At 42.8% G+C, this 15,448-nt stretch carries 7 protein-coding genes; all 7 read left to right on the forward strand.

The window, feature by feature from the left end:
* Positions 1-1,401, forward strand: coding sequence for a glycoside hydrolase family 140 protein (locus HFD85_RS07585; protein WP_167607200.1), 1,401 nt, complete (start codon positions 1-3; stop codon positions 1,399-1,401).
* Entirely contained in the window at positions 1,401-2,348 is a 948-nt protein-coding gene (locus tag HFD85_RS07590) for a glycoside hydrolase family 43 protein (protein ID WP_167607203.1), read from the forward strand. The genes HFD85_RS07585 and HFD85_RS07590 overlap by 1 nt, the downstream gene beginning before the upstream one ends.
* Entirely contained in the window at positions 2,341-5,646 is a 3,306-nt protein-coding gene (locus tag HFD85_RS07595) for an MGH1-like glycoside hydrolase domain-containing protein (RefSeq protein WP_167607206.1), read from the forward strand. The genes HFD85_RS07590 and HFD85_RS07595 overlap by 8 nt, the downstream gene beginning before the upstream one ends.
* A 19-nt stretch (positions 5,647-5,665) precedes the next feature.
* Positions 5,666-6,754, forward strand: coding sequence for a sialidase family protein (locus tag HFD85_RS07600; protein ID WP_167607209.1), 1,089 nt, complete (start codon positions 5,666-5,668; stop codon positions 6,752-6,754).
* Between the two features lie 5 nt (positions 6,755-6,759).
* Positions 6,760-8,964: a sugar phosphate isomerase/epimerase family protein gene (locus HFD85_RS21695; protein ID WP_206081909.1), complete on the forward strand. Its 2,205-nt coding sequence runs from the start codon at positions 6,760-6,762 to the stop codon at positions 8,962-8,964.
* Between the two features lie 78 nt (positions 8,965-9,042).
* On the forward strand, positions 9,043-10,917 hold the full coding sequence (locus tag HFD85_RS07610; protein ID WP_167607212.1) for a right-handed parallel beta-helix repeat-containing protein: 1,875 nt from the start codon (positions 9,043-9,045) through the stop codon (positions 10,915-10,917).
* A 430-nt stretch (positions 10,918-11,347) separates the two neighbouring features.
* Complete coding sequence (locus HFD85_RS07615; protein WP_167607215.1) at positions 11,348-15,397, forward strand: hybrid sensor histidine kinase/response regulator transcription factor; 4,050 nt, start codon at positions 11,348-11,350, stop codon at positions 15,395-15,397.
* Positions 15,398-15,448: the final 51 nt, after the last annotated feature.

A 15,448-nucleotide genomic window follows, 5' to 3' on the forward strand; every position in this document is an offset into this window, starting at 1 on the left:
ATGAAACAAGTTCTGGCAATACTGGGATTGATAATTGTTTTTGCATGTACGCCAACAGAAAAGAAACAGCATGAAGAACCGGCAGGTTTACCCTTGTTGAAAGTATCGGAAAATGGCCGTTTTCTCGAAACCGAAGATGGCGATCCCTTCTTTTGGCTGGGCGATACAGGCTGGCTACTGTTCTCGAAACTTACTCGCGAGGAAGCGGAAAAGTACCTTGACAATCGTGTGGAAAAAGGTTTTAATGTAATTCAGGTGATGGTCGTTCACAGCATAAGTGTTTGTAATATTTACGGCGATTCGGCATTGGTAAACGGGAATGTGGCACAACCTAACACTACGCCTGGAAGTGATTTCAACGATCCTGAAGCTTACGATTTTTGGGATAATATGGACTATGTTATCAATCTGGCAGAAAAAAAGGGACTGTACATGGCACTGGTACCGGTTTGGGGAACCAATGTAAAAGAAGGTGGAGTAAGCCGCGAACAGGCTGATGTTTATTCCACATGGCTGGCCAAGCGATATGCCGGTAAATCGAACATCATCTGGCTGAACGGTGGCGATACACACGGAAATGATTCTACTTCTACCTGGAATATTATCGGGGAGAACATTCATAAATACGCTCCTAATCATTTGGAAACTTTCCATCCTTTTGGGAGAACGCAGTCGTCGCTGTGGTTTCATAATGCCGACTGGCTCGATTTTAACATGTTCCAGAGCGGACATCGCCGTTACGATCAGGATGATACTGAAAAAGCTTACGGACAGGATAATTACAAATACGTTCGCGACAATTATGCCATGGTTCCGCCAAAACCAACGATTGATGGAGAACCATCTTACGAAGGTATTCCGCAGGGATTACACGATCCGGCCGAGCCATTTTGGAACGACGCCGACTTGCGCCGCTATGCTTACTGGTCGGTATTTGCAGGTGGATTTGGTTTTACTTACGGAAACAGTGCCGTAATGCAGTTTTACAAACCAAGCGACGAAACACCGGCTTACGGAGCGCGTGAATACTGGACCGAAGCTATTGATATGCCCGGAGCCGGACAGATGCAGTACCTGAAAACGCTGATGCTCTCAAAACCTTATTTCGAACGGGTACCTGATCAGAGTTTAATTGCCGGCGTACAGGGAGAAAAATACGATTATCTGGCGGCAACACGAGGCGAAAATTATGCAATGATCTACACTTACAATGGAAGAAACTTGGACATTGCTATGGGCAAAATTGCCGGTGAAAGAGTAAATGCCTGGTGGTTCAATCCACGAAACGGCGAATTAACAACGATCGGTTCTTTTGAAAATACGGGAGAACATCTTTTCGATCCTCCGGGTGAAGTGGTAGATGGAAATGATTGGGTACTGGTTTTAAATTCTGTTGAATAATGAGAATTCTAAGAAATATTATTCCGCTTGTGTTGATCATTTTGTTTTTCGGATGTAAAAATGAAAAACAGGTATACCTGTTCAGCACTTTCCGCGAACCGGCCGACAAAGGTTTGTACCTGGCTTACAGTTACGATGGTTACACCTGGAACGATCTTGGCGGCGCATGGTTGGCTCCCGAAGTTGGACAACAAAAAGTAATGCGCGATCCATCGGTGGTAAAAGGTCCCGATGGAACTTTTCATATGGTCTGGACTTCCTCATGGAGAGGTGATCTGGGTTTTGGTTATGCGAGCTCAAAAGACCTCGTGAATTGGTCAGAAGAGCAATTTATTCCGGTGATGGCCTACGATACATCAACGGTGAATGTGTGGGCACCCGAACTTTTTTACGACGACGAAAAGGATGAATACATCATTATCTGGGCCTCAACAATTCCGTTCAAATTCGAGAAAGGACAGGAGGAAGAGCGCAACAATCATCGGATGTACTACACAATCACTAAAGATTTTAAGGCATTTTCGGACACAAAGTTGTACCTCGATCCGGGTTTCAGTGTGATCGATTGCGTGATCGTAAAGCGTGGCAAAGGAGATTATGTCCTGGTTTTGAAAGATAATACCCGCCCGGAACGAAATATTAAAGTGGCTTTTGGAAATACTCCGCTTGGTCCCTGGAAAAATATCTCGGAGCCATTCACCGATAACTTTACGGAAGGGCCAACAGTCTTGCGTTTGGGCGATAAATATCTGATTTACTACGATTCGTATCGCGATAAGACCTATTCAACTCAACTTACCACCGATTTTGAAATTTTTACCGACATTTCGGATGAAGTAAGTTTCCCTGAAGGACACAAACACGGAACGGTTTTTCAGGCCGATGAAAAGATTTTGAATAATCTGATCAAAATATCAGAAGAGAAAAAGGAAGAAGGAAATGAGTAAGTGGATTCGAAATAGCATTCTTATATTTTTAACGGTAAGCGTATTCGGAGCGAATGCGCAGGATACGGTGCATTACGTTGGCGAAACTTTGGTGAACATCGATTACCACCACGGACAATTGAGTCCGGCACTTGGTGTGCACAATATTCAGGTAATGCGCGCCAATCGCGAGCAACCACAGTACGCCGACGATTTGGGCTGGACATACAACCACGCACCTAACCTGGCCTACTGGAACAACACTTTTTACTATCATTACCTGAACGATCCGGTGGGCGAGCACATTCCACCCGGTCGCACTATGTTGCAGACTTCAAAAGATGGCTACAACTGGACGAAACCAGTAACGCTTTTCCCTGAATACAAAGTGCCAAACGGATTTACAAAAGAAGGCGTGGAAGGCAGAGCCAAAAACCTGGTTGCTGTGATGCACCAGCGGATGGGCTTTTTTGTTTCTTCCGATAATCGCCTGCTGACGTTGGCTTTCTATGGAATTTCGCTGAATGAAAAAGACAGCCCCAACGACGGCAACGGCATTGGCCGCGCTGTTCGCGAGATAAATGAAGACGGCAGTTTTGGTCCCATATATTTTATCCGATACAATCACGGATGGAGCGAAGAAAACACAGATTTTCCCTTTTACAAAAGTTGCGACGACAAAGGTTTTGTTGACGCCTGCGACGAGATGCTCGCCGATCCGCTGCAAATGCAACAGTGGGTGGAAGAAGCCGACCGCGACGATCCATTGATCCCGATTCAGAAAGAATACAAGGCATTCAATTTTTACCACGTTCCTGATGGAACAGTTGTAGGACTTTGGAAACATGCTCTTACTGCCACCAGTACTGATGAAGGAAAAACATGGACGGTGCCGCTGCGGGCTCCCGGTTTTGTAAATGCCAATGCCAAAATCTGGGGACAACGTACTTCGGATGGTAAATACCTCACCGTGTACAATCCTTCAGAATTTCGCTGGCCATTGGCACTTTCGGTAAGTAATGATGGCTTCGAATACGATAAATTACTTTTGGTGAATGGCGAAATTTCTACCATGCGTTATGGCGGAAACTATAAATCGTATGGCCCGCAATATGTTCGTGGAATCCAGGAAGGAAATGGAACTCCGCCCGACGGAAATGCCTGGGTGGCCTATAGCATGAACAAGGAAGACATGTGGATTTCGCGGATAAAAGTGCCGGTACTCGATCGTGAAGCGCAGGAGGTGAACGAAGTTTTTTCTGAAATTAAGGAAGGAACTGAACTCGACCGTTGGAACATTTACAGTCCGGTGTGGGCTCCAGTGAAAATAGAAAAAATAATCGACGAACGTGTTCTTTCCTTAAAAGACAAAGATGAATTCGACTTCGCCAAAGCTACCCGTTTATTTCCATCTACCAAGCAAGCAGATGTTGAATTCACCATAAAAACCGGGCAAAACAATACGGGGAAACTTGACATAGAATTGCAGGATGCTAAAAACACTCCTGCCATTCGCCTAACATTTGACAACGACGGCTATTTAAAATACAAGGCCGGTTACCGGGTGAACAACCTGCGGGAATACGAAGCAGGCAAAGAATACATAATCCGCATTGTGGCAACCACGGAAGATCGTTTTTATAATGTTTATATTAACGGAGAACAAGTGCTTCGACGCTTGTTTTTTGCGCCTGTTCATGAGTTAAACAAAATTGTTTTCAGAACCGGCGATGTGCGTCGTTTCCCTAATGCTGATACACCAACCGATCAGGATTATGACGTGAAACAAAACGGGAAGCCGCTTTCTGAAGCTGCTTTCTACATCAAAAGTTTGAAAACACAGAATGCTGAAAGTGCTGCAATTCTAAAAGCGGATGACTACAAACATTACGTCGACTATTTCAACGGAATGGAAGATGAGAATATCATTCAGATGATCCCGAACTCGGAGTCGTGGAAATGGATGAAAAAAAATATTCCGCTGTTTGAATGTCCGCAGGAAAATTTCGAAGAGCTGTTTTACTATCGCTGGTGGAATTTGCGAAAACACATTAAAGAAACGCCTGTCGGCCTAGCAATGACCGAATTTTTGGTTGAAAGAAGCTATTCCGATAAATACAATCTGATTGCCTGTGCTATTGGCCATCATACTTACGAATCGCGCTGGCTCCACAATCCTGAGTACGTAAAGCAGAATTTGAAAGTTTGGTATCGAGGAAATGAAGGGGGACCGATGAACAAATTACACAAGTTCAGCAGCTGGACACCCGATGCTGTTTACAATTATTACCTGCTCACCAGAGACACCGATTTTGTAGTTGATTTGCTTCCTGATTTGGAGGCCGATTACAGAAAATGGGAACAGGAAAGAAGAAAACCGAGAGGAATGTTCTGGCAAGAAGATGTTAAAGACGGTATGGAAGAGCAGATATCGGGGGGAAGACGCGTGAAAAACGAGCGACCAACCATAAACAGCTACATGTTTGGAAATGCCGTAGCAATCTCGAAAATGGCTGCTTTGGCCGGAAAACCGGAATGGGAAAAACTATATGCCGCTAAAGCCGACACGATGAAACAACTGGTGGAACAAAACCTGTGGAATCCTGAAAGCAACTTTTTTGAAACGGTAAAAGAAGAGGGTGGTTTTGCTGAGGTTAGGGAAGCCATTGGTTACATTCCATGGTATTTTAACCTGCCTGAAAAAGGTTACGAAAAGGCATGGGAGCAAGTGAAAAATCCAGCAGGATTTCTGGCACCGTTTGGTTTGACGACAGCTGAGCAACGACACCCTGAATTCCGAACGCACGGTTGCTGCAAATGTGAATGGGACGGTGCTGTGTGGCCTTTTGCCACCTCGCAAACGCTTACCGGAATGGCAAATCTGCTGAATAACTATAATCAAAATGTGGTGAACGATTCGGTGTATTTCGATCTGTTGGAAACTTACGTGGAATCACAATATTACCGCGGGCGCCCATACATCGGTGAGTACCTCGATGAAACCACCGGCTACTGGCTGAAAGGCGACCAGGAACGAAGCCGGTATTACAACCACTCAACGTTTAACGATTTACTGATTACCGGACTGGTTGGATTACGTCCGCGTGCTGATGAGAAAGTAGAAGTAAATCCACTGATCCCTGAAAACAAATGGAACTGGTTCTGCCTTGACAATGTGTTGTACCACGGAAAAACCGTGACCATTGTCTGGGATAAAAACGGTGATAAATACGAGCTTGGAAAAGGGCTATTTGTATTGATAGATGGAAAAGTAGCCGGACATTCTGAAAACATTGGACGCATAATTTGCGACCTCTAACATTTGAAAATTTAGATTGATGAAAAAATACACAGCTATTTTAGGTTTGATTCTGATTGTATTATTGTTTGCACAATGTTCGCAACAAGTCGATTTCAAAAGCGGCATTTTGGTAGAAGAATTCATATACACCGAAGCGCCTTATCCATCTTGCCATGCTTCAACCATTGCAGAAACACCTAATGGATTGGTGGCTGCCTGGTTTGGCGGCGAGTATGAACGACATCCGAACGTAGGGATTTGGGTGAGCCGACATGTAGACGGCGAATGGATGCCCTCCGTGGAAGTGGCTAATGGTGTGCAGAATGATACTTTGCGTTACCCGACCTGGAATCCCGTCTTGTTTCAGGTGCCGGATGGAGATTTGTTGCTGTTTTACAAAATCGGACCAAGTCCATCGACATGGTGGGGAATGATGATGCGTTCATCGGACAGTGGCGTAAGTTGGTCGGATCCGGAAAAATTACCGGAAGGAATTATTGGTCCGGTAAAAAATAAACCGGTTCTGCTTGAAGATGGGACATTGCTGTGCCCAACCAGCACGGAAGGAGACGGTTGGCGTGTTCATTTCGAAATGACCAAGGATTGGGGAAAGACCTGGGAGAAAACCAACGCCATCAATGAACCTAAGATATACAACATTATTCAACCGAGTATTCTTTTTCATAAAGATGGTCGACTGCAAATGCTTTGTCGCAGCCGAAACAGTGTGCTGGCTTCAGCGTGGTCGGATGACAATGGCAAAAGTTGGTCACTGGTTCAGGATTCCGGGCTGCCAAACAACAACTCGGGAACCGATGCTGTGACGCTTAAAGACGGCCGGCAACTGGTGGTTTATAATCACGTGAAAACACCGATAGGTGCAAGCAAAGGACATCGCACTCCTTTGAATGTTGCCGTGTCTGAAGACGGTAAGCACTGGGAAGCCGCGTTGGTACTCGAAGATTCAGAGATCAGTCAGTATTCCTATCCGGCTGTTATTCAAACTTCGGATGAAATGGTGCATGTGGTTTATACCTGGCGACGCGAGCGGATCAAACACGTTGTAATCGATCCTGCAAAATTGAAATCCCTGCCAATCGTTTATGAGCAATGGCCTGAAAATTAAGCTTTATGTCTGCTAAAAAAATCATAGGACTTTTCACCCTGAACTTGCTTGTATTATTCGTTCTGGCACAAACTTCCGATACAAAATATGCCCGTCCTTTAACTGATGTTCTAAAGGATATTGAACAAAGTTATGATGTAAAATTGCGTATTTCCGGCGATCCTATCGATGGTTTGATACTGGACTATGCCAACTGGCGGTTTCGTCCCGATGTGGAAAAAACACTGACCAATGTATTGACTCCTTTCGATTTGATTTTCATCCCCGATGGGGCTCCAAATAAATTCAAGATTCAGGGTTATCGTTATCATCAGCGTTCGGTGGAAGATGCCGGGGAAACGCTGAATTACCTGGCCTCGCTTTACAGCAATAAAAGCGAATGGGAAAAGCGTCGTGACGAGCTTAAAAAGTGTATCATGGAAGCAATCCGCCTGGATAAAATGCCGGCTAAACCAGCTACTAAGCCGCTACTTTCGGATATAAGAAAAATGGATGGTTATACAGTGCAAAATATCGGGTTGGAAGTATTGCCCGGTTTTTATGTGGCAGGTTCCATTTACCGTCCTTCGAAAATAGAGGGAAAGATTCCGGTCGTTCTATGTCCGAATGGTCATTTCCCGGATGGAAGATATCATGAACAGATTCAAAAAAGGTGTGCAGGTCTGGCCCGAATGGGTGCCGTTGCCGTAAACTACGATCTGTTTGGTTGGGGAGAATCAGCTTTACAGGTGGGCTACGAATCGCATCGAACCAGTATGGCCAATACCACTCAGGCACTGAACAGTTTCAGGATGTTGGATTATTTGTTGGCGCTGGATTATGCCGATCCTGACCGTGTTGGGATTACCGGTGGTTCGGGTGGTGGAAGCCATACAATTCTTATGTCGGCCATCGACGACCGCATTGACGTGTGTGTTCCAACGGTGATGATGTCGGCTATTCATTACGGTGGCTGTCCCTGCGAAAGTGGGAATCCGATTCATTTCTGCGGCAGCGGAACAAATAATGTTGAACTGGGTGGCATGTTTGCACCAAAACCACAATTGGTAATTTCCGATGGTGGCGACTGGACAGCGAATGTTCCTGACCTGGAATTTCCTTTTCTGAAACGCATTTATGGTTTTTATGAGGGAGCTGTTGTTGAAAATGCACATTTCCCGAAAGAGAATCATGATTATGGCCCTTCGAAACGAACAGCCATGTATCACTTCATGGCGAAACAATTGGAACTGGATGAATCAAAAGTATTTGATAAAAAAGGCAATCTGGATGAATCTGCCATCACAGTTGAATCGGCAGACGACATGAAAATATTTGGCAAAGAAGGTGATAAGCTTCCTGAAAATGCAATTAGGAGTTTTGATAAACTGGTGCAGGTGTTCAATCAGCAAACCGGTCGGAAACCAAAGTCGGGTGTATATAAAATTGCGGTTTGCGACTGGATGATCCTTAAGCGCCAGAAGCTTGGCGTATTCGAACGTACTGCAGAAATAGGCGCCGACGGAATTGAACTCGATATGGGCGGCCTTGGAAACCGTCCAACTTGGGATAATAAAATGCTGGATCCGGTTGAACGTAAGATCTTCCTCGATAAACTGAAAGATTACAAGCTTGAATTTTCATCGGTGGCAATGTCGGGCTTTTATTCACAGCCCTTTCCTACACGCGACGGAATTGAGCGCCTGATTGACGACTGCATCAACACCATGAACCTGATCGGGGTAGAAGTGGCTTTTCTTCCGCTCGGAGTGGAAGGCGATCTGACGAAATATCCTGAAAGACGGGAAGCCATTATTGAACGTTTGAAGATGGCCGGAAAGAAAGCAGAAGCTGCCGGTGTGGTAATCGGAATTGAGACTTCGCTGGATGCCAAAGGCGAAATTGAGCTACTCAATGAAATTGGATCGCCGGCCATCAAAATCTACTTTAATTTCCAAAACCCGCTGGAAGCCGGTCGTGATTTGTACAGCGAATTAAAAACACTTGGTAAGGATCGCATCTGTCAGATTCACTGCACCGATACCGATGGCGTTTTGCTGGAGAATAATACGCGGCTCGATATGCACAAGGTGAAAGCAACATTGGATGAGATGGGTTGGTCGGGCTGGCTGGTGATAGAACGCTCGCGCGATGCGAATGACGTAGGAAATGTGGTGGGGAATTTTGGGGCCAATACAAGATATTTAAAGTCCATATTCCAGAATAAATAGCCTCTCGCAAAGACGCAGAGTCGCAAAGAAATAATCTTGTAGACTTTGTGTATTAGCGAGATTAAAACCAATAAAACTATGAAATACCTGATCTTTTTAATTCTTACAACGCTGTTTTTACAATTAAATGGCCACGAAATATGGGTGTCAAAGTCGGGGAACGATAAAAATCCCGGTACAAAAGAGCAACCTATGGCAACTCTGCTCAAAGCACAACGAAAAGCAAGGGAATTACGACGCTTAAACGATCCTTCAATAAAAGAAGGCATTCGAATCATTCTAAAAGGAGGTACGTACTTTTTAGATGAAACCTTGTTTTTTCGCCCTGAAGACTCGGGTAATATTCACAGCCCAACAATAATAATAAGTGCTGATAATGAAAATGCTGTTTTAAGCGGAGGTGTAAAAGTAAGCAGCTGGCAAAAAGCTGGCCCAATAAAAGGTTTACCCAAAGAAGCGCGCGGGAAGGTGTGGGAGGCAAATGTTCCCAAAGTTGGAGGCCGTGCAATTGAGTTTAGGCAAATGTGGGTGAATGGCGAAAAAGCTACGCGTGCATCGACATTGGGCGATGGAGTTTTACCACGTATTTTGTCTGTTGATAATGAGAATGAAACTTTTGGAATACCAGTTCCAGATTTTGAAGTTGATAATGTTAAACAACTCGAATTTGTCATTCACCAATGGTGGGCAATTGCTAATTTGCGTGTGAAAGATTTGGTTAACTCGGGAGACAGCACAATCATTTCATTTCATCAGCCTGAAAGCAGGATTGAATTTGAACACCCATGGCCTGCGCCATTTCTCGATGTTGAAAAAAATCAAAATGGTAATTCAGCTTTTTATTTTGTCGGTGCAATAGAATTACTTAACCAACCAGGCGAGTGGTACGAGGATTTGGACGCAGGAAAAGTTTATTACTGGCCAAGAGAAAGCGAGAATTTAACCATGGCTGAAGTAATTGTTCCAAATCTTGAAACACTTGTAAGAGTTAAAGGAACACTTGAAAGTCCGGTGTCTAATATTATTTTCGAAAACATTGGTTTTGAACATACAAGTTGGCTACGACCTTCACAAAGTGGACATGTTCCGTTACAGGCTGGATTTTATTTGTTAGACGCCTACAAACTGAAAGTTCCAGGAACTCCGGATAAGGCAGGATTAGAGAACCAGGCGTGGGTTGGAAGACAGCCTGGAGCCGTTGAAGTTCTAAATTCGACTAATATAATTTTTGAAGGTTGTAATTTTCAACATTTTGCAGCAACCGGCTTAGATTTTATTGCTGGTGCCAGTCATTCTCAAGTTGAGGGTTGTGTTTTCAGTGACATTGGCGGAACCGGAATTCAGGGTGGCTTTTTTGGAGACGATGCGTTTGAAGCTCACCTGCCATATAATCCAAGCGATGAACGAGAAATATGTCACCATATTAAAATATCAAATAACTTAATAACAGATTGTACCAATGAAGATTGGGGTTGCGTGGGAATAAGCTTTGGTTTTGCTTCGGATATAAACATCGAACATAACGAAGTGAGTCATCTAAATTATTCCGGTATTTGCACCGGGTGGGGGTGGACATCTACTGTTTCATGTCAGAAAAATAACAGGGTACATGCCAATTATATTCACCACTTTGCAAAAATGATGTACGATGTTGGCGGAATCTATAATCTTTCGGTTCAGCCTAAAATGGAAATTAGCAATAATCGAATAGAAGATCTGCTAAAGGCGCCGTATGCACATATTCCTGAACATTACCAGTATATTTATTTGGATGAGAATTCAGCCTACGTTAAAATCATTAATAACTGGACTGAAAAAGATAAGTTCTTTTCGAATTCACCCGGTCCCGGTAATGAGTGGGAAAATAATGGCCCTCAGGTTTTGGATGAAATAAAAAATGCTGCGGGAATTCAACCTGAATACAAGCATATTTTGAATTCAATAGCAAAATAGTAACTACTCTTAGAGATCATCTACAATAGATTTAAGAGAACATTTAAACAGTTTTTATAGTTATTGAATTTGAAACTAATATTGCTTCCGAGTAATCATACTCAACCAGCTTAACCGCCTAATACCGATTTGTAATTGAAAGTCAATAAATTCAATCCGTTCTTTGTTAACTTTCATCGGCATTATACCACAATTACCAGGTAAATTGAGTCCTAAAAATGCTATATGTGAAATATATCAGTCTTTTTTAAAATAGATTCTAATGTATACAAAAATAATACTTGGTCGCTTTCTTTTAACATCTTTAGTGACAGAGATCGGGTATTATTTCCCATATTTAAACAAATGAGAATGTAGGTTTTGAATGTTTTATTTAAAACTCGTTATTTTAAAATACTGAATTGTATTCCATTATAGAATAGACTATGAAATGAAAAGTAAATTAAATTTATTGCCATTTACTATATTGGTATTTCTATTTTTATTGAAATACCAAAAAGCTGTTTCAGAAACAAACGAATTTAGTTTCGATATTTTTACCCAAGAGAACGGTTTGCCCAACAATCAGATACAAAGCCTTTTTCAGGACCGCAAAGGTTGGATGTGGATTGGGACCAGTCAGGGATTAAGTCGTTTCGACGGTTACGACTTTGTGAACTTCTTCCCTAATGATGCAGATGAGAACGGTTTACACGGAACACTTGTAAGGGTTATTAAAGAAGATCGGGCAGGCAATCTGCTGGTTGGAACCGAAACTGGTGGATTAAATATTTTCGATCGCGAAAAAGAAACTTTTAGTCATCCGCTGAAAGATGTGGAGGGCTTTCAGTACCGTGAAATTTCGGTGAATGATGTTATTGAGGATGAGGAGAGGAATTTGTGGCTGGCCACCGATTTTAATGTTCTTATCTTAGATTCAGCGCAACATATAACTCCGCTTACACCTTCAAATTCGGAAATTTCGTTAGATGGTATTTATGTCAGAAACCTTGTTGCTGATTTGAGTGGAAAACTTTGGATTGGAACTGATAATGGATTGTTTACTTACAACAAATCAACAGAACGTCTTGTCTATTTTGAATTGCCTTTTGAGGATAGTGATAATCACGAAATCTGGGAGATCTACCTGGATGACGACGGTATTTTGTGGGTTGGAACATATGCTGCCGGTTTATTCCAGATCGATCCGGACGAAAATTCCTATAAAAGGGTATTGCTGGAGCCGGTTGCACCTCGTACAGAAACGGTAAAAGCAATTTCGAAAGGGATTTTTGGCGAATACTGGATTGGTACGCGTGGTGGTTTATTCAAATATTCAAAAGAGAAAGGTGTTACCGGTTTTTTCAGACATAGTGTCCAGGAACCAAGGAGTTTATCGAATAATTCAATACTTTCGATATATCACGATTCAAAAGGTGAATTATGGATTGGTACCCGTGGAGGTTTGAATGTTCTGGCAAAAAGCAAACAGGTATTTCATAATTTTACAGCGCTCCCGGGCGACAACAAATACCTTAACAGCGGCATTGTTTATGCTATCTGGATCGATGACCAGGGAAAAATATGGTTGGGGACCGAAGACGGTGGAATAAATATTTACAATCCTAAAACGCAAACCTATCGCTACCTTACAGCCGATAAAAATCAGCCAAATCCTCTTTCTCAGAATTGTATAAAAGCGTTTGTCGATGATGGTAGAGGAAATCTTTGGGTGGCTACTTACATGGGAGGTATTGATGTAATTGACCGGAACAACGGAAATGTTAAGAACTACCAATACGATCCGGAAGTTAAGGGGAGTATTTCTGATAACCGCGTTTGGGATTTGTGTTTGGACAAACAGGGACAGATCTGGGCCGTTACCAACAGAGGTGTTGACAGGTTTGACAACCAAACCGGAACTTTTATTCATTATCCCCAGCTTAATGGTTACGAGGCGGTGAACTGGATTGAATGCGACCTGAACGGGAATTTATGGATGGGAAGTAGCGATGAAGTTATGATTTTCAATCCCCGGAGGAATACAATAAAACGATATTTTGAGCATTCGCGTGCCATGTTCGAAGACAAGCAAGGACGGCTGTGGGTGACGACCAACGATAAAGGCATAGCTCTGTATTCAATTGGTTCAGGACCATTAAAGTATTATACCGAAGACGAAGGACTGGCCAATAACCAGGCCTTATGTATTTTACAGGATAATAATGACAACCTTTGGATAAGTACAACGAATGGTTTATCGAAATTTGATCCGGTAAGCGAATTTTTTCAGAATTTCACCAGCAGCGACGGACTCGGTAACAACCAGTTTTGTTATGGAGCTGCCTGTAAATCAAAATCAGGCGATCTGCTGTTTGGTAACGTAGAAGGTTTTAACAGGTTTAATCCCGACGAAATTCTTCAGGTTGATATGGATGTGCCGCTTGTTTTTACGAATCTAAAAATCTTCAATAAAATCGTAGGAATCAGCGATGATAAAAATGCGGTATTGCATAAAAGCATTTCCGAAACCGACCGTTTGGTTTTTAATCATACCCAAGATGTGTTTACTATAGAATTTGCGGCGTTGAATTATGTGAACAGCCAAAACAACCTCTATTCTTACAAACTGGAAGGATTTAACCGCGAATGGATTGGCCCCTCAAAAGACCGCAGTGCACCCTTTACCAACTTGAATCCGGGAGATTATACCTTACGTGTAAAAAGGGTAGTTCCGGGAAGCAGGCAGGAGAGTTCAGAATTGCAAATGGCCATTACCGTTCTTCCTCCATTCTGGAAAACAAATTGGTTTATTTCAATAATACTAGCCCTGATTCTTACACTTGGTTACCTGATTATACGTTTCCTGCTTAATCGCGAAAAAATTAAAAACCAGTTAGTGCTCGAGCGGGTAAATGCCCGAAAGCTTCACGAATTAGACATGATGAAGCTTAAATTCTTCACCAATATTTCACACGAAATTCGAACGCCGCTGACACTTATCCTGGGACCGCTCGAGAAACTCACCAAAAAAACGGATGTTGATGCCGAGGTAAAAGAAAATTTGCACATGATGCAGCGCAACGCGCAGAACCTGAACAGGTTGATCAATCAGTTACTTGACTTCCGAAAACTTCAAAGTGGCAATCTGAAACTGAATTTGACCGAAGCCGACCTGGTTTCTTTTATTCGAAACATAGTAAACTCGTTTACCGATTATGCCATTGAGAAAGATATTAAGCTTACGTTTAAAACATTAAAGAAAAGGTTGTTTGTGTCGTTCGACCCTGATAAGATCGAGAAAATTATGAATAACCTTTTGTCGAATGCCTTTAAGTTTACCGAAGCCAAAGGATCGATCTCGGTGAATCTTTCTCTGATTTTTGATGCCGACAGTGATGAGTTTTCAGAAGAAGGAGGCGAAAAGCAATATGTAGAGATCAGTGTAAAAGATACTGGCAAGGGCATTTCAAATAGAAATGTAGAAAAAATATTTATGCGCTTTTTCCAGTCGGATGAAAGCGATAAAGACGCCGGAGCGGGAATTGGATTGGCGCTGGTTAAAGAACTGGTACAACTGCATAAAGGAAAAATATTTGTCACAAGTAAACCTGGGAAGGGATCGAAATTTACCATTCGCTTTCCTTATGCCATGGCTCACGAAACCGAAGTTGCAACCGAGGTTGAAGAACTTGAAACACAGGAACAGAAAATAGTTGAGCAACCTGAGAACATGAATGCCCGTGTGATGCTAATAGTTGAAGATAATGCGGACGTAAGGCAATTCATTCGAAATCATTTTAGCCCGTTTTACAAAATTTACGAGGCAACTAACGGTGACGAAGGTTGGAAAATGGCACTAGAAACAATACCTGATATTGTGCTTAGCGATATTATTATGCCAAAGTTGGATGGATACGAACTTACCAAACATCTGAAAAACGATGAACGAACTTCGCACATTCCGATTCTGCTGTTAACTGCCATGCACTCCAAAGATCACGAATTAAAAGGTTTATCTTCGGGAGCCGACGATTATATTACAAAACCGTTCGATCTGTCGGTACTACAAGCCAAAGTGGAGAATATGCTTTCGATGCACGAGCTACTAAGGGACAAATACACGGCCACCATGGTACTCGAACCATCAAATGTGGTGTTAGCTTCTCCCGACGAGCGTTTTCTGCAAAAAGTGATCAGCGTGGTAGAAGAAAATATTGCCGACAGCGAACTGGATATCGAGCAGTTTGCGACCCTGGTGGGAGTTAGCCGTATGCAACTCTATCGGAAACTGAACGCGCTTACCAACATGACGGTGAAAGAATTTATCCGTCACATTCGTTTAAAGCGGGCTACGCAATTACTCGAGCAGCAAAAACTCAACATTTCAGAAATTGCATATGCTGTAGGGTTTAAAGATCTTTCGCATTTCCGAAAGTGCTTCAAACGCGAATACGGCATGAGTGCCACCGAATTTCTTAGTCGAAAGGCTGATAATTAGCTCTCTTTTTTTTACTTTTTTAACATCCTGTGTTGGCTGCTGAAAATCAGT

The organism is Maribellus sediminis (genome assembly GCF_011799805.1).
GTDB lineage: Bacteria > Bacteroidota > Bacteroidia > Bacteroidales > Prolixibacteraceae > Draconibacterium > Draconibacterium sediminis_A.

What these genes read in the sequence shown, in the direction of transcription:
- HFD85_RS07615 (WP_167607215.1), top strand. Translation starts at nt 11,348, where the DNA reads ATGAAAAGTAAATTAAATTTATTGCCATTTACTATATTGGTATTTCTA.
- HFD85_RS07595 (WP_167607206.1), top strand. Translation starts at nt 2,341, where the DNA reads ATGAGTAAGTGGATTCGAAATAGCATTCTTATATTTTTAACGGTAAGC.
- HFD85_RS07610 (WP_167607212.1), top strand. Translation starts at nt 9,043, where the DNA reads ATGAAATACCTGATCTTTTTAATTCTTACAACGCTGTTTTTACAATTA.
- HFD85_RS07600 (WP_167607209.1), top strand. Translation starts at nt 5,666, where the DNA reads ATGAAAAAATACACAGCTATTTTAGGTTTGATTCTGATTGTATTATTG.
- HFD85_RS21695 (WP_206081909.1), top strand. Translation starts at nt 6,760, where the DNA reads ATGTCTGCTAAAAAAATCATAGGACTTTTCACCCTGAACTTGCTTGTA.
- HFD85_RS07585 (WP_167607200.1), top strand. Translation starts at nt 1, where the DNA reads ATGAAACAAGTTCTGGCAATACTGGGATTGATAATTGTTTTTGCATGT.
- HFD85_RS07590 (WP_167607203.1), top strand. Translation starts at nt 1,401, where the DNA reads ATGAGAATTCTAAGAAATATTATTCCGCTTGTGTTGATCATTTTGTTT.